Genomic DNA, 15,201 nt, shown 5'->3' on the forward strand with positions numbered 1-15,201 from the left:
GATCGCCTGTGCCGCTGCGGCGGAGGGACGCGCGGTAGTTCCGAGCGCGCCCAGGTCAGAGTGCGTGCGGGTGTTGCCGCCGGGCGCGTGGAGCTCCTGGCCGACCACGTCTTGGGCGCGCCGGTGTCGCCGCCCGGAGTGCGTCCGGGCGGCCCTGGGTTGAGGGGTGAGTCAAATGTGGCGCGTTGTACCGCCTGAGGTCCACTGTGGTCACTTTCCGGGCAGTAGACGCCTGCTTTGTGTCTGTATATCCGGTTTCGCGGGGAGTCGTGAGTGATGAAGAGGGTTAGAACGACCATCGCCACTCACGACCCCCGGATAGCACTGCGCAAGTGCCTGAATCGGACACTTTGATCTCGAAAGTGTCCTTTTTGGACTGTAGCTCAGTCCTCCACCGGCTTCGTCCACGCCACCTGCACCAGCCCGGTCCCATGCCGCCGCGACACCAGCACACCCCGCCCGGCGGGCTGCGGTCCCGGCTTCACGTCCCCGAGCAGCGCCCCTTCGTCCCGCGAGCCGGACATCACCAGCCCGGGCGAACCCAGCTCCCGGATCCGTTGCAGCACAGGCTCGAACAGGGACCGTCCGGCACCGCCGCTGCCGCGCGCGATGACGAGGTGGAGCCCGATGTCCCTTGCCTGCGGCAGGAATTCCAGCAGCGGCTGCAACGGGTTCCGGCCAACGGTCGCGACCATCTCGTAGTCGTCGACGAGCACGAACAGCTCCGGGCCGCGCCACCAAGACCGGTTCCGCAGCTGCTCCGGCGTGACGTCCGGGCCGGGCAGCCGGTTCCGCATCGCCTGCTGGCACTGGTCGATCAGCCCGCCCAGCACGGTTTCCGAACCCGCGTAGCCGAGCAGATGCGAATCCGGCACCGCGCCCAGCATCCCTCGCCGGTAGTCGGCGACCACGATCGCCGCTTCCTCCGGGGAGTACTTCGACACGATGCCCTGCGCGATCGCGCGCAGGAGCGAACTCTTGCCGGATTCCACGTCACCGAAGGCCACGAAATGCGGTTCGGTGGCGAAGTCGAGGTGCACCGGCCGCAGGTTCGATTCCGCGATGCCGAGCGTGACCTGCTTGCGCGGCCCGGCTTCCAGCGAGTCCAACGGGACCTCGGGAGGCAGCAGCCGGACCTGCGGCGCCGCCGCACCCTTCCACGCCGCCGAAATCCGGCGGTTCAGGTCCAGTCCGCCCGCGCCGACGGTGTCCGGCCGCTGGTCCGAGTCGATCCGCGGGAGCGCCGCGAGGAAATGTAGTTTGTCCGCCGTCAGGCCGCGGCCCGGCCGGTCCGCCGGGACGTTCTGCGCGATCTTGCGGTCGATCAGCGAGTCCGCCGGCTCACCGAGCCGCAGTTCGAACTTGGTACCGATCGCGTCCCGCAGCGGCGCGCGCATACCCATCCACTGGTTGATCGAGACGACGACGTGGATGCCGAAGCCGAGCCCGCGTGACGCCAGGCTGGTGATCTGTTCCTCCAGCTGTTCGTATTCCTGGCGGATCGTGGTCCAGTTGTCCACGAACAGGAAGACGTCGCCGAATTCGCGCCCGTCGGTGCTTTCCCGGTATTCCGAACGCCGCTGGCGGAACGTCGTGATCGACTCGATCCCGTTGGCGGAGAAGAACTCCTCGCGCTGTTCGAGCAGGGTCGTCAGCTCCGCCACCACCCGGCGGCACCGCTGGGCGTCGCGCCGGGTCGCGTAGCCGGACACGTGGGGCAGCCCGGCGATCGGCGCCAGCGCGCCACCGCCCATGTCCAGCACGAACAGCTGGACCTCTTCCGGCGTGTGGGTCAGCGCGAGCATGGCGGCGATGTCGCGCATCAGCGTGCTCTTGCCGCTCTGCGGCGCCCCGACGATCAGCGCGTGCCCGGCGGCACCGGAGAAATCGGCCCACAGCATGTCGCGCCGCTGCTCGAAGGGCTTGTCCACCAACGCGACCGGGATCATCAGCTTGCCGTTGCCGCCCCAGCCCAGCGGGCACAAGCCGCGTTCGGGGTCTTCGCCGAGCGGCGGCAGCAGCTGGTCCAGGGTGGGCGGTTCGGCCAGCGGCGGAAGCCAGATCTGGTGCGCCTCCGGGCCTTTGCCTTCGATCCGCGAGATCATCGCGCCGATGATCGTCTCGCCGGTGCCCTTTTCGACCGGCTCTTCGGCTTCGACGGTCACCGGGATCTCGACCGGCGCCAGCGTGAACGGCATCAGGCCGAGACTCTGGCCGTCCTTGCGCACGATCTTGCTGCGCGGAGGCAGTTCTCCGGAGACGTACGCGGCCTTGAGCCGGATGAGGGTGTCGTTGTCGGACTTCAGATACGCCGAACCCGGCACGGGCGGCAGCTGGTACGCGTCGGCGACGCCCAGCACCGCGCGGCTCTCCGATGCGGAGAACGTCCGCAGGCCGATCCGATACGACAGATGCGAATCGAGCCCGCGCAGCCGTCCTTCTTCCAGGCGCTGCGAGGCCAGCAACAGATGGATCCCGAGGCTCCGGCCCAGCCGCCCGATCGCGACGAACAGGTCGATGAACTCCGGCCGCGACGACAGCAGCTCGCTGAATTCGTCGATGATCACCAGCAGCGACGGCAGCGGCCGCAGGTTGGCGCCCGATTCCCTGGCCTTTTCGTAGTCCCGCACCGACGCGTAGTTCCCGGCGGCGTGCAGGAGTTCCTGACGCCGCAACAGTTCGCCGTTCAGCGCGTCCGCCATGCGGTCGACCAGCGCGAGGTCGTCGGACAGGTTGGTGATCACGGCGCAGGTGTGCGGCAGCCCGGTCATCCCCGCGAACGTCGCACCGCCCTTGAAGTCGATCAGCGCGAGGTTGAGCTTCTCCGAGGAATGCGTGACGGCGAGCGCGGTGACCAGCGTCCGCAGCAGCTCGCTCTTGCCGGACCCGGTCGCGCCGATGACGAGCCCGTGCGGCCCCATCCCGCCTTCGGCCGATTCCTTGAGGTCCAGGTCGACAGGCCTGCCTTCGGGGTTGACGCCCAACGGGATCCGCAGCCGGTCCCGCGCCGAACGCGGTGCCCAGGTGACCGCGGTGTCGGTGTCGCGCGGATCGCCGATGCCGAGCAGCCCCGCCAGCCCGAACGTCGCCGACATCGGCGCCTCGCTGACCACCGCCGCGCCCTGGAACAGCGGCGTCAGCATCCGGGAGAGCGCCTCGGCGGCCCCGCGGTCCAAGGTGTCCGGCTTGCCGAGGAACCCGAGCCGCTGCTCCGTCCCGTCGCCGACGACCATGCCGAGCTGATCGGGACTCATGTGCAGGCTCAGCAGCCGTTCCGACGAGACCGAACGCGGCTGCTCGGTGCCGATCTCCACCACGGTGACGCCGAGCCTGCCTTCTTCGGCGACGAGCCGGGTGTCGCCGTGGACGTGCCCGCCGTCCACGATCACGACGACGTGCGGCAGATCCAGCCGGGCGTCCGGCCGCCGGGTGAACGCGGGCCGGTCGCCGAGGTCGGGGCCGAGGAGGTCGGCGAGCTTCCCGGAGTCGGCGTCGACGAGCCGTCGCGGGCCGGCGGCGTCGGCCGCGGTCGAGGCGACGTGCGGCAGCCATTTCGCCCATTCCCAGTCGTGCAGCCTGTCGTTCTTGACGCACAACGCGATCCGCAGGTCACCGGGTGAATGGAAGGTCGCGAGCTGGGTCAGCAGCGCCCGCGCCGTCCCGAGCGTGTCCGGACGGCGGCCGGACAGGCTGACCTGCGCGAACGACCGCAGCGAGATCGCGACCGGGAGCCCGTCCACCGTCGAGTAGGTGCGGATGAAGTGCTTGAGGTTCGTCGAGCACACCGGGTCGAGGTCTTCCAGCGGCACGGTCTGCGGCGCCTTCAACGGTGTCGCCAGCCGCTGCGGCCCCGTCCCGACGCGGACCTGCGCGAACTGCGGATCGGACTTGCGGCGGTCCCACAGCTTCCCCGTCTCGATGTACGCCCACAGATCCGCCGGGTCGGGCTGCAACGCCGCCATCGCCGCGCGCTGGTTGTCCGCGATCTCGCGGACCTGGCCGCGCAGACCGGTCAGATACCGCTGGTAGTCCCGGCGTTCCTCGTTGATCTGCGCCTTCTTCTGCGCGCCGCCGCGGCCGAGCGACATCACCACCATGCCCACCATCGCGGTGAGGAACAACGCGCCGAAGATGTAGGTCATCACCCCGCCGTCGCGTCCGATGTAGACGAACGACATGGCGCCCATGCCCAGCATCATCGGCATGAACATCAGCAGCTGCATGGCTCCACCGGAGGAGCCTTTCGGCAGCATCGGCGGGGACTGCAGGACGATCTCTCCGGGCTGCTCGCCCAGGGCCGGCAGGCGGTCGCGAGTGGCGCTCATCAGGGTCTTTCTGGCCGCTTGTGGGTAATCCTGCCGATCATTCTGGCCACTCGTGCCGCCCTTGCGGTGGGTACTTTTGCCGTCCGCTCACGTCTGGTGGCGAACTTACGCTGCTGGTCACGCAGACGTGGGGGAACGAGAGAAGGAGAGCCATGGTCGGCACGGGCGAGTACCGGGCGGAGCCCGAGGCCATGCGCTCGGCGGTCGGGAACCTGGGCGGCATCATCATGCAGGGCATCAACGTCGTCGCCGACCTCGAACGCACCGTCCTGCAGCCGATGTCGTTCGCCACGTTCGGCAGCGCGGTGGCGGCGGCCAACACGGCGATGCAGAGCCAGCAGGTGGTCGCGGTCCGCACCCTGTTGCAGCTGCTGCAGCAGATCAACGGCTTCATCAAGAGCAGCGCCGACGCGTACCAGGCCGCCGACGAGGCGGTCGCGGGCGGATACGGCGGCCGCCCCGGCGGCGGTGCCGGATCGACGTCTTCGTCGATCTGGGGGAACTCGCACGCTTCCGAGCTGGCGACACTGGCCATCAACGACAGTGCCGGCGGACAGGGCGAGCCGTCGTCGGTCGGCAACGTGCTGCGCTACCTGGGGGACGCGCGGCTGGGGCAGCTCGGCGACCACCCGATCACCGACACGCGGTTCCACGGCGTCTCGGACTTCAACGACTGGCTGGCCGGTGACGCCGACAACCAGGCGCGGGTCGGGGTCATCGAGGTCTACGCGGGTACGGCGCGCAACTTCGGCGACGTGCCGGGCGGTGTGCACAGCGGTGACGTCGTCGTGGTCGAACCGCTCCTGTTCTCCGACAGCAAGCCGATCATCGCCATCGCCGGAGAGGGCGGGCTGCTCTACAACCACGGAATCGTCGACGCGGACATCAACGGCCTGGCGAAGGTCAGCGTCTACCGCCCGGCTTCCGTCTGACTTCCGGCCTGAGGAGCGACCATGCTGACTTACCCCAATTCCAGCGCGATGGACGCCACGGCGTCCTCGGGCGGGCCGATCACCATCCTGCCGCAGATCCTCACCGGCCAGCCGGAGCAGATCGCGAAGCACGTGCTCGAAGTGCTCAAGAAGGCCAACGAGTTCCTCACCATGTACAACGAGGTGACGAAGGCCGCCGAGCAGCTGGGCAAGATCTGGTCCGGTGGCGCGTCGGACTCCGCGCTGAAGAAGATCACCGATTCCCTGAACTCGCTGACCAAGATCATCCAGGTCGTGCAGAAGGGTGCCGAGCTGCTCGGCATCGCGGGAACGCTGATCAAGACCGCGCAGACCGCGTACAAGGCGGTGGTCTCGGCGGTGAACCCGACGGTCGCGGGCCTGATGTCGAATCCGTGGACCTACGGCGCCGCCGTCGCGCTTTCCACCGCCACCAGTGCTTCGCTGCGCGCGTTCATCACCGCGATCGGCGCGCTGCTGAAGGCGCTCGGCGTGGTCGACCTCGCCAACCAGATCACCCAGATCGCCACCATCATCGGCGAGGTCCAGAAACTGTTCGGGCACAACGACGCCGGTGACAACGGCGCGGCGGGAAACTCGGCGGTCTCCGGCACCCCGGTCACCAACCCGCAGGCGCCGGGCTCGGTCGCCAGCGGTTCCGGGCAGGCCGCGATCGGCGGTTCCGGTGGCGGCGCGGGCGCCGGTTCGACGCCGGGCGAGACGCCACCGTTCACCCAGTACCGGCCGCCTGCCTTGGGCGGCAACGGATCCCAGGGCACCTGGCCGGGCGGCGCCGACGCCTGGATCCCGGTGGACAGACCCTCCGGTGGCGGCTCGGGCTCCGGCGGCTCGTACCCGGGCAACGGGAACACCGTCACCATCACCACCGACCTGAGCACCGGCAAGTCCACCGTGCAGGCGCCGGGTGGCCAGGACATCGATATCGACATCGACATGAACTACGGCGGCAAGCACTTCGAGCAGCACATCGACATCGACGCGGGCGCGGATTCACCGGCGAAGGGCAGGTAAACCGTGTGGGGGAGCGGTGTGGTCGACGCTTCGGGCGTCGTCAGCTCGATCCTGTCGAATTACCGGCGGCTGGTGGTCGAGTACCAGCGGCGGGTCACCGGTGACCCTTCGGCGCTGACCGCCGCCGGTCAGCGGTGCGGCGACCGGGCGTCGACGGTTTCCGGCCGGGCGGACGAGATCGGCAAGGCGTCGAAGGCGCTCAACGCGTCTTGGGAAGGCGACGCCTATACGGCGTTCTCCGTCTCCGCCACGAAACTGTGCCAGGAACTCGGCGAGCTCGGCGCGAAACTGAGCGACCAGTCGAACCGGCTGCGGGCCGGAGCGCAGGCGCTGCAGGGCGCGAAGTCCTGTGTGGACTCGATCCTCGCGCAGTTCGACCAGTACGCCGCGCAGCTCACCAGCCAGGCGCGGACGGCTAACGCGAACGCGGTCAACGCGTTCATCTCCGCCGCCCGCCAGCTCGGCGAACGCGCGGCGCAGGCGGCACAGGAGATCGCCGACGAGCTGAGCGAGGAACTCGCGCGGCTGTTCCCGCCGGAGGGCACCGGCCGGATCGAGCACGAGCTCGGCAAATGGGGCCGAGGCCCGTTGTACTGGCTCAACGGCGAAGCGCTCGACGGCCGCAAGCGCCCGCGTTCGCATCCTTCGTGGTTCGGCAATTCCGGCTGGAAGAAGCTCACCTGGGACGGCCTCGAAGGCACGCGCGCCCCGCGGGCGGGCGACACCCCGTTCGGCAGGCCGAAGCCGGAGACGCTGGGCGAAAAGGCCTGGGGCAACACCGAGATCACCTACGCCAAGTGGAAACAGGAGCAGGACGGTTTCACCCCGGGGTGGGACGCCAAGATCTCCACGCAGGGCTGGGACTTCAAGGCGTCCGGCCACGCCGAATTGGCCGCCTTCAAGGAAGAGCTCGAAGGCAAGAAGGAATGGGGCGTCGCTTCGGCCAGTGCCAAGGGGACCGCGTTCGTCGGCGGTGAGGTGAACGGCTCGCTGCAGGCGGGCGCGCACGGCGTCGGAGTGCACGCCAACGCCTTCGTGGGCGGCAAGATCGAAGGCGAGCTCGCGGCGGACGTGGCGGGCGTCGGCGTCGGCGCGAGCGGCACCCTCCAATATGGACTCGGCGCGCAGCTCGACGGCCAGGCCGTCTACGACGCCGGGCACATCAAGGTCAACTTCAAGGCGGGTGTCGCGCTCGGGCTCGGTGCCGGGATCGGCGCGAAGATCGACATCGACCTGCCGAAGATCGCGGACACCTTCGGCGAGTACGGCGGCGCGGCCGTCGACGCGGTGAGCGGCGCGGCGGGCCAGGCGGCGGACGCCGTCGGCGAGGCGTGGGACGACGCGATCTCGTACGTGGGCACGTGGTGACGGGGATGAACGACATGGCGATGCAGGACCGGGTCTCCCTTCCGCTCGGCTTCGACATCCCCGACGGCTGGGTGCCGGTCGAGCCGTCGTCCGTCGGTGCCGAGGGCGCGGTCTTCGTGGCGGTGCACCGCGGGACCGCGTCGGAGTTCACCCCGAACATCACCCTGAGCGTCGGGCAACGGCCGGACCAGGCGCAGATCACCGACATCGCCGACGAGGCCGTCGAACGTCTCGGCCGCACCATGGCCGCGCTCGAAGTGGTGCGGCGCAAGGTGATCGGCACCGGGGTCGCGCCGGGCGTGACGCAGGTGCTGCGCATCCGCACCGGCGAAGGGCAGGACCTCGTCCAGACGCAGGTGCTGCTGACCGTGCCGGGGGCGAACCCGGCCGAGCGGCTGATCCTCGAGATCGCCTGCACCGCGACCCCCGAGGCGGCCCGCGGCCTCGGCGACGACTTCCGGCGGTTCGTGGGCGGTGTCCACGTCCGCCGGGATACCACCGCAGATGAAGGAGAAGACTCGTGACCACCGACCCCTACGCCATGCCGGACATGGACGAGTTGCTGGACCAGGTCCGCAAGCAGACCGAAGAGGTGCAGCGCATCCAGCGTTCGGTCGAGGCGATGGAGGTCAAGGCGCACTCCCGGCAGAACGAGGTCACCGTCGTGCTGCGCGGGGACGGCCGGTTCACCTCGATCGACATCGACCCGCGCGCGGTGCGCCAGTACGACGCGCGCAACCTCTCGGAGATCGTGCTGGAGGCGGTCAACAACGGGCTGCAGAAACTGGCCGAGGCCAGCAGCGCCAAATTCGCCCCGGTCATCGAGTCCGCCAAGTCGATCGAAGCATGACGGCCGCGATCGCGGGCTCCACCCGGCGCGTCACGGTGGTGACACCGCGGGCGCGCGTCGATGTGGCGCTGCCGCAGCAGAGCACTTTCGCCGAACTCGTCCCGCAGCTCGTGCGGCTCGCGGGTGCTTCGGGGCAGGCGTCGGCCGAGCATCCCGGCTGGGTGCTGTCCCGCCTCGGCGGCGCTCCGCTCGCGCTCGGGCTCACGGTGGCCGCCGCGCAGGTGCGCGACGGCGAAGTCCTCCATCTGACCCCGCGGGAACGCCCGCGGGGTCCGCTGCTGTTCGACGACGTCGTCGATTCGATCGCCAGCGTCGCCGAGGCGGGCACCGGCCGCTGGGGACCGTCGGTGGCGCGCAAGGCGGGCATCGTCGCGTCCGTGGTGCTGCTGCTCGCCGGCGGGCTGCTGGTGCAGGCGGCGGCCTCGGGGAGTGTGCTGGCGCCGATCGGGACCGGATTGCTCGCGCTGGTCCTGGTTCTGGGCGGTGGCGCGCTGAGCCGCGCGTACGGCGACGCGGAGGCCGGTGCCGCCGGTGCCCTCGCCGGGGTCGGCGCGGCCCTGCTGGCCGGGATGTCGATCCTGTCGCCGCATCCGCTGTTCTCCCTGTCGGCGGGACCGCTGGCCGCGGGGCTCGCCGTGGTGACCGTGTACGGCGTGATCGCGGCCGTTTCGGTGGCGGACCGGCTGCCGTGGTTCGTCGCGGTGACGGTCGCGGCCGGGCTCGGCGCGATCACCACCGCCGTCGTGCTGCTGGCCGACGTCCGTCCGGTCTCGGCGGCCGCCGTCGTCGCCGTCGTGGCGACCGCTCTGGCCGCGGTGGCGCCGATGATGGCGCTGCGGCTCGGCAGGCTGCCGCTGCCGCGCGTGCCCGACGACATGGACTCGTTCCGCGCCGACGAGAACCCTTCGCTCGGCGAGGACATGGTCGGCGGGACGACCTACGCGCAGGCGTTGCTGACCGGGCTGCTCGTCGCGCTCGGGCTCGTCGTGGTCTCGGCGTCGGTGGTCCTGTCGTCGTCCGGCGGTGCCTGGGAAGCCGGCCTGAGCGCGCTGCTGGGCCTGGCGCTGATGCTGCGTTCGCGTGCGTTCGCCGGCCGTTCACAGCGGCTCGTGCTCATCGGTTTCGGTGCGGCGGCCCTGGCGGCGGCCGGTTTCTGGCTCGCCGCGGGTGGCCCGCGCTCGTTCGTCTTCGCCGCCGGCTGTGCCGTCGTCGTCGCGGCGGGCGTCTGCCTCACCTACGCGACGCGTGTCGCGAAGGGGCGGCGTTCCCCTTACTGGGCAAGGACTCTCGATATCGTCGAGTTCCTGGTGCTGCTCTCGCTGATCCCGTTCGTCGGCATGATCGCGGGGGTCTACGAGGCCGTGCGAGGCTGATTCCCCTTGGGTATTTGGTGACGGGTGCGGGCCCGTCGAGCGCATTGCGCAGTCCTGACTGTCCACAAGGGACACATTCAGAGGCAAGACGCCCGATTCGGTCACTTTGTGCAGGGGTCGTGAGTGATTTGGGTGGTTCTAACCCTCATTATCACTCACGACCCCGGGCGTCGAACCGGTCATATGAATATCAAACGGACACTTGACGCGTGGCGGCCTCTGTCGGCGCTCGCGCCTTGCCGCCGGTGTCTTTGTCGTTGCGTCGTCCGAAATGCGTCACGTCCGTGGAGGATTCCTTCCCTACCCTCAGAGAAGAAAGGAACCCTCCACGGACCGTCCCCTCAGTTCTCCAGCGCCAGCGGCAGGGTCCGCCGGACCGCCACCGCGTGCCGTCCGTGCAGTGGGGTCACCGCGACCCCGCCCGGCCGCACCGTTTCCGCCCCCGGCCGTCCGCCGACCCGGATGGTCACCTCGGACTTCTCGCGCCCGCCGGGGGAGCGGTACAGCGTGTACGAAGTCGCGGTGAACGCCGAGCCGGGGACGTGAAGATCCAGTGTCCGCGCGAGCTCCCGCTCCGAACGGGGCCGGTAGCAGACCTGCGACGCGCCGCCCCAGTCCCAGGAACGCCAGCCGTCCACCGGCGCGCCCTGACCGCTGCCGAGCGCGACGCGCAGGTTTTCCGCCACCTCACCGGCTTCGAGCACGGTGCTCTCGAACCCGGCTTCGGCCAGCGCGCCCATGAGCGACAGCGCCGCGCAGGCGGTGCTCCGCAGCGCGCCCAGTTCCCCGCCGCCCCTGGCGAGCGCCGCGATCGGCGCGTCCTCGGGCCGGTACCGGACGGTGAGCCAGCGGACGCGCAGCACCGACTGTCCATTGGGGACGGTCCAGGTCAGCAGTTGCGCGCTGGACAAAGGGATTCCGGTGCTCGCGTACGCGTCCCGCAGGATGCCGACGAGCAGGTCCGGCGTCGGCGCCACGGCACCGGGGGTGAGCCGGACGATCGCGCTCCATCCGTCGCTCACCTCGGCGACGCCGAACCGGTTGCCCGCGCGGTCGACGTGCTGACGCACCCGGACCGGGCCGGCGAGCCGGTGCAGCGGATCGGGGACCTCGGGCTTTTCCCGGCGCTTCAGCCGATAACCGGCCCAAGTGAGCAGCCAGCCCGCGACAAGGCGTCCGGCGAAACGGACCGAAGTCGTCAGCACGAGGACGCCGGCGACGGCGGCGATGCTGATCCGCGCGGCCTGCGGGACCCCGTCGACGGTGAAGGCCAGCAGGATCGCGATCCCGGCGATCTCCCAGAGCGCCGCCTGAAGCGGGCGGACCGGCAGTAGCCAGGGCAGCGGCGCCGCGCCCGCGACCCCGCGCGCGGGCGCCTTTTCCGGTGCGGGGCGGGCCGGGGCTTCAGCGTGCACGCGCCCGACGGTAGCCCCGCCCCGCGCGGGGGAGGGGCGTAAAAAATACCCTCACCGCGAACCGGGGCCGGACCTAACGTGAGCACCCTCGAAACGGGTGGGCACGAACGGCGGGGGACGGGAGCGTGTGGACGCAGCGGGACCAGATCCAGGCCTACCAATTCCTCCGCAGGAGACTGGTTTCGGCACTGGTCTCGGCTGACGCCAACCACCCGGTCGCCCCGAGCCGCAGGCTCGTCATCGGCACCCTGTGCGGACTCGGCGTGGCGTTGCTGGTCACCGCGGTCTTCGGCGTGATCGGCCTGCTGAACCCCTCCGGCGGCAAGGACTGGCTGGCGGGCGGCAAGGTGATAGTCGAGGAGGGCACCGGTGCGCGCTACATCCTCGGCCAGGACGGCGCTTTGCATCCGGTGCTCAACTACGCCTCCGCGCGGCTGATGGCGGGCGGCAACGGCGAGGCCACGGTGACCGTCCCTTCGGACAAGCTCGCGAAGGCGCCGAGGGGTTCGCAGATCGGCATCCCCGGCGCCCCCGATTCGCTGCCCGCGGCGGCCGCGCTGGTGAACACCCCGTGGACGGCCTGTTCGCGGACGACCCAGGACGCGCCCGCGTCGGCCGAACCGGAGACGACGGTGCTCCTCGGCGCGCCCGCCGCCGGGATCGACCTGCCGAGGGACCAGGCAGTCGTGGTCCGCGTCCCCGAGGGGGAGCGCTACCTCGTGACGGCCGGGCGGCGCTACAAGCTCACCCCGGAAGCCGCCACGGCGTTGCAGTTCGACACCTACCCGGCGATCGCGGTGTCCTCCCGGTGGATCGGCACCGTCGCCGCCGGACGCGATCTCGCCTACCGTGCGGTCGACGACGCCGGGCGGCCCGGCCCGAAGGTCGGCGGCGTCTCGACGAAGGTCGGCTCGGTGCTCGGCGTCATCGACGCGATGGCGTCGCCCAACGACGCGACGTCGTACTACCTCGTCCATGCCGAAGGGCTCGAACCGATCGGCCAGACCGAGGCGAGCCTGCTGATCAACACCCCGCAGAACGCCGACGCCTACACCGGCGTCCCGGCGCCCGTCGCGGTGCGCGCGGCCGACGTCGCCGCGGTGGCGAAGGTCGGCACGGCACGGGCGGGCGGGGCCGATCCCGCGGAGTATCCGGACCGGATCCCGCGAAAAGCGCCCGTTACCGGACAGTCCGTGACGTTATGCGCACAGGGTTCTCGAATCGTTATCTCCGCACAGGTCCCGTTGCCGCAAGGTGCGAAGGCGATCCCGGTGACCGCGCGGACCGACGCGTTGGTCGCCGACGCCGTCTTCGTGCCCCCGTCGGGAGGCGCGGTGGTGGCGGAATCCGGTTCCGGCACGGTCTACGTCGTCACCGACACGGGCCAGAAGTACCCGGTGGCGAGCACTGAGGCACTCGCTTCCCTCGGCTACGGCCAAGCCGAACGGCAACCGGTTCCGAATGGATTGCTGGCGCTGGTTCCGCGCGGTCCCGCGCTGGATCCGGCGCAAGCGGGCCGGGCGGTGTCCGCGGCGGGTGGGACGGGGTGATCGGGAACGTGCAGAGGACCGAAGACAGGCCGGAGACCGACCGGGTCGACGTCGCGGTGATCGAGGACCATCCGTTGTACCGGCACGCCGTGGTCCGGGTCCTCACCGAGGCCGACGGCATCGAACTGGGCGCCGTGGTCGATTCGGTCGCCCGGTTCCACGTCCATCCGCAGCCGCCCGGCAGCGTGGTGCTGCTCGACCTCGGCCTGCCTGGGATCGCCGGCGCGGCAGCCGTGCTCCAGGTGTGCGAACTGGGGCATCACGTGCTCGTGGTGTCCGCGCAGGCCGAGCCCGAGCAGGTGCTCGGCGCGATCGCGGCCGGTGCCAAGGGATTCCTGTCCAAGGACGTCGACGTCGACGAGCTGCTGACCGCGATCAGGACGGTCGCGCGGGGCCGGGCCTACGTTTCCGCGGTGGTGGCCGGAATGATCATCAAGGACAACGCCGACCGCCCCGCGTCGGCCCCGGACGTCGCGCTCTCCGCACGGGAGAAGCAGGTCCTGCGGCTCGTCGCCGCGGGCGAACGCGACGTCGACATCGCCCGCATCCTGGGTATCGGGGTTCGGACGGTCCGCGGTTATCTGGACCGGATCCGTGACAAACTCGGAGAGAGAAGGCGGGCCGGTCTGGTCCGCAAGGCCATCCAGCTCGGGCTCGCGTCTCCGCCGGAGGTGCCCGGTCCGTCTCGGCCGGTCGCGCCCCGCGCCGACGCGGGCGGATTCGAAGGACGCCGGTGAACGCAGACGAGCAGCAGCCGAAACGCAGTACGCCGATCAACGTCGGGGTGATCGAAGATCATCCGCTGTACCGGGACGCCGTCGCGCGTGTCCTCACCGAGGCGCCCGACATCGAGCTGGGCGCCGTCGCCGACTCCGTCGCGCGGTTCGCCGTCCAGGAGCAGCCTCCCGGCAGCGTCGTCGTCCTCGACCTCAAGCTGCGCGGCGTCCAGGACGCCGCCGCGGTACTCGAGGTGGGACAGATGGGACACAAGGTGCTCGTGGTGTCCGCGCACGCCGAGCAGCCCGAGGTGCTGGGCGCCATGCAGGCCGGGGCGAAGGGCTTCCTGTCCAAGGACGTCGACGGCGACGAACTCCTGCGCGCCATCCGCACCATCGCCGAAGACAACGCGTACGTGTCGCCGACGCTGGCCGGGATGATCATCCAGGACAGCGAAGACCGCCACGCCGGGCCCAAGATCGTCCTGTCCGAACGGGAGAAACAGGTCCTGCGGCTGGTCGCGGCCGGCGAGCGGGACGTCGACGTGGCGGAGATCCTGAACATCAGCGTGCGGACGGTGCGGTCCTATCTCGACCGGATCCGGGACAAGACCGGCGAGCGGCGGCGCGCCGGCTTCGTCCGCGTCGCGATCCGCGAGGGCCTGCTGCGCTAGAACCGTGGCCCCGAGAAGTTCACCCGCAGCGTGTACACCGAACTGGACGCGGTGATGAACAGATCGTTCCGCCGCGGCCCGCCGAAGGTCAGGTTCGAACAGACCTCCGGCACTCGCAGCTTCCCGATCCTCGTGCCGTCGGGCGCGAAGCAGTGCAGGCCGTCGTGCGCGGCCGCCCAGAGCCGTCCGGCGGCGTCCAGCCGCATCCCGTCGAAACCGCCCGCGTCACTCGTCGCGAAGACCTCGCCGCCGGAAAGGCGGCCGTCGTCCACCGAGAAAACCCTGATGTGGCTGGGATTCTGCCGCGTGTCCGCGATGTAGAGCAGCGACTCGTCGAGGGAGAACGCCAGCCCGTTCGGGCGCGAGAAGTCGTCCGCGACGATCCGCACGGAACCATCCGGATCGACTCGATAGACGTGACAGGCGCCGATCTCGCTCTCGGCTTGATGGCCCTCGTAGTCGCTGTCGATGCCGTAACTCGGGTCGGTGAACCAGATCGCGCCGTCCGAGGACTCGACGACGTCGTTGGGGCTGTTGAACCTCTTGCCCTGATAGGTGTCCGCGAGGACGGTGGTCGTGCCGTCGTGCTCGGTGCGGGTCACCCGGCGGCCGCCCTGTTCGCAGCTGACGAGCCTGCCCTGCCGGTCGACGGTGTGCCCGTTGTGGAATCCGGCCGGCTCGCGGAACACGCCGACCGCGCCCGTGGTCTCGTCCCAGCGCAGCACTCGGTCGTTCGGGATGTCGCTGAACACCAGGTACCGCCCGGCGGGGAAGTAGGCGGGGCCCTCGGTCCACCGGCAGCCGGTGTGCAGCCGCCGCATCCACTCGTCCCCGTTGACGCGGGCGAATCGCTCGTCGAGCACCTCGAACTGTGCCTTGACCATGTCCATGAGAACCCCAGTGTTCCGAATGAGATATTGCGATCATCATGAACTGCCGAACTTGATA

At 70.2% G+C, this 15,201-nt stretch carries 12 protein-coding genes; 9 read left to right on the forward strand and 3 right to left on the reverse strand.

Going from position 1 to position 15,201, the window contains the following annotated elements:
- Positions 1–383 precede the first annotated feature (383 nt).
- Positions 384–4,325, reverse strand: coding sequence for a type VII secretion protein EccCa (eccCa, locus tag AVR91_RS02435; protein WP_063277386.1), 3,942 nt, complete (start codon positions 4,323–4,325; stop codon positions 384–386).
- A gap of 152 nt (positions 4,326–4,477) precedes the next feature.
- Between eccCa and AVR91_RS02440 the strand changes: the two genes are divergently transcribed.
- From AVR91_RS02440 to eccD, 6 genes are read left to right on the forward strand one after another with little or no spacing between them, the layout of a single operon-like run.
- On the forward strand, positions 4,478–5,257 hold the full coding sequence (locus AVR91_RS02440) for a WXG100 family type VII secretion target (protein WP_034319392.1): 780 nt from the start codon (positions 4,478–4,480) through the stop codon (positions 5,255–5,257).
- A 21-nt stretch (positions 5,258–5,278) separates the two neighbouring features.
- Positions 5,279–6,307 carry a hypothetical protein gene (locus AVR91_RS02445; protein WP_063277387.1) on the forward strand — a complete coding sequence of 343 codons (1,029 nt, stop codon included), beginning with the start codon at positions 5,279–5,281 and terminating at the stop codon, positions 6,305–6,307.
- Between the two features lie 18 nt (positions 6,308–6,325).
- A complete protein-coding gene (locus tag AVR91_RS02450; protein WP_083715274.1) occupies positions 6,326–7,675 on the forward strand; it encodes a WXG100 family type VII secretion target in 1,350 nt (449 codons plus the stop codon).
- Positions 7,676–7,689: 14 nt separating this feature from the next.
- The gene (locus tag AVR91_RS02455) at positions 7,690–8,199 is read left to right on the forward strand and encodes a hypothetical protein (protein ID WP_063277411.1); all 510 of its coding nucleotides are present in this window, start codon (positions 7,690–7,692) and stop codon (positions 8,197–8,199) included.
- Positions 8,196–8,525 carry a YbaB/EbfC family nucleoid-associated protein gene (locus AVR91_RS02460; protein ID WP_016336001.1) on the forward strand — a complete coding sequence of 110 codons (330 nt, stop codon included), beginning with the start codon at positions 8,196–8,198 and terminating at the stop codon, positions 8,523–8,525. Before AVR91_RS02455 ends, AVR91_RS02460 begins: the two co-directional genes overlap by 4 nt.
- On the forward strand, positions 8,522–9,898 hold the full coding sequence (eccD, locus tag AVR91_RS02465) for a type VII secretion integral membrane protein EccD (protein WP_063277389.1): 1,377 nt from the start codon (positions 8,522–8,524) through the stop codon (positions 9,896–9,898). The genes AVR91_RS02460 and eccD overlap by 4 nt, the downstream gene beginning before the upstream one ends.
- Positions 9,899–10,239: 341 nt before the next feature.
- On the opposite strand, the gene AVR91_RS02470 is transcribed toward eccD, so the two are convergent.
- The gene (locus AVR91_RS02470; RefSeq protein WP_063277390.1) at positions 10,240–11,313 is read right to left on the reverse strand and encodes a type VII secretion protein EccE; all 1,074 of its coding nucleotides are present in this window, start codon (positions 11,311–11,313) and stop codon (positions 10,240–10,242) included.
- 125 nt (positions 11,314–11,438) lie between these two features.
- Here AVR91_RS02470 and eccB point away from each other — a divergent pair, with 125 nt between their 5' ends.
- The 3 genes from eccB to AVR91_RS02485 are packed head-to-tail and all read left to right on the forward strand — an operon-like array spanning position 11,439 to position 14,253.
- Positions 11,439–12,863 carry a type VII secretion protein EccB gene (gene eccB / locus AVR91_RS02475; RefSeq protein WP_063277391.1) on the forward strand — a complete coding sequence of 475 codons (1,425 nt, stop codon included), beginning with the start codon at positions 11,439–11,441 and terminating at the stop codon, positions 12,861–12,863.
- Positions 12,860–13,600, forward strand: a complete 741-nt coding sequence (locus tag AVR91_RS02480; RefSeq protein ID WP_016335997.1) for a response regulator transcription factor — start codon at positions 12,860–12,862, stop codon at positions 13,598–13,600. Before eccB ends, AVR91_RS02480 begins: the two co-directional genes overlap by 4 nt.
- Complete coding sequence (locus AVR91_RS02485) at positions 13,597–14,253, forward strand: response regulator (RefSeq protein ID WP_016335996.1); 657 nt, start codon at positions 13,597–13,599, stop codon at positions 14,251–14,253. The genes AVR91_RS02480 and AVR91_RS02485 overlap by 4 nt, the downstream gene beginning before the upstream one ends.
- On the opposite strand, the gene AVR91_RS02490 is transcribed toward AVR91_RS02485, so the two are convergent.
- Positions 14,250–15,143, reverse strand: a complete 894-nt coding sequence (locus AVR91_RS02490; protein ID WP_063277392.1) for an SMP-30/gluconolactonase/LRE family protein — start codon at positions 15,141–15,143, stop codon at positions 14,250–14,252. The two genes, AVR91_RS02485 and AVR91_RS02490, sit on opposite strands and share 4 nt — an antisense overlap.
- Between the last annotated feature and the right edge of the window lie 58 nt (positions 15,144–15,201).

The sequence above is a fragment of the Amycolatopsis keratiniphila subsp. keratiniphila genome (genome assembly GCF_001620365.2).
Lineage (GTDB): Bacteria > Actinomycetota > Actinomycetes > Mycobacteriales > Pseudonocardiaceae > Amycolatopsis > Amycolatopsis keratiniphila.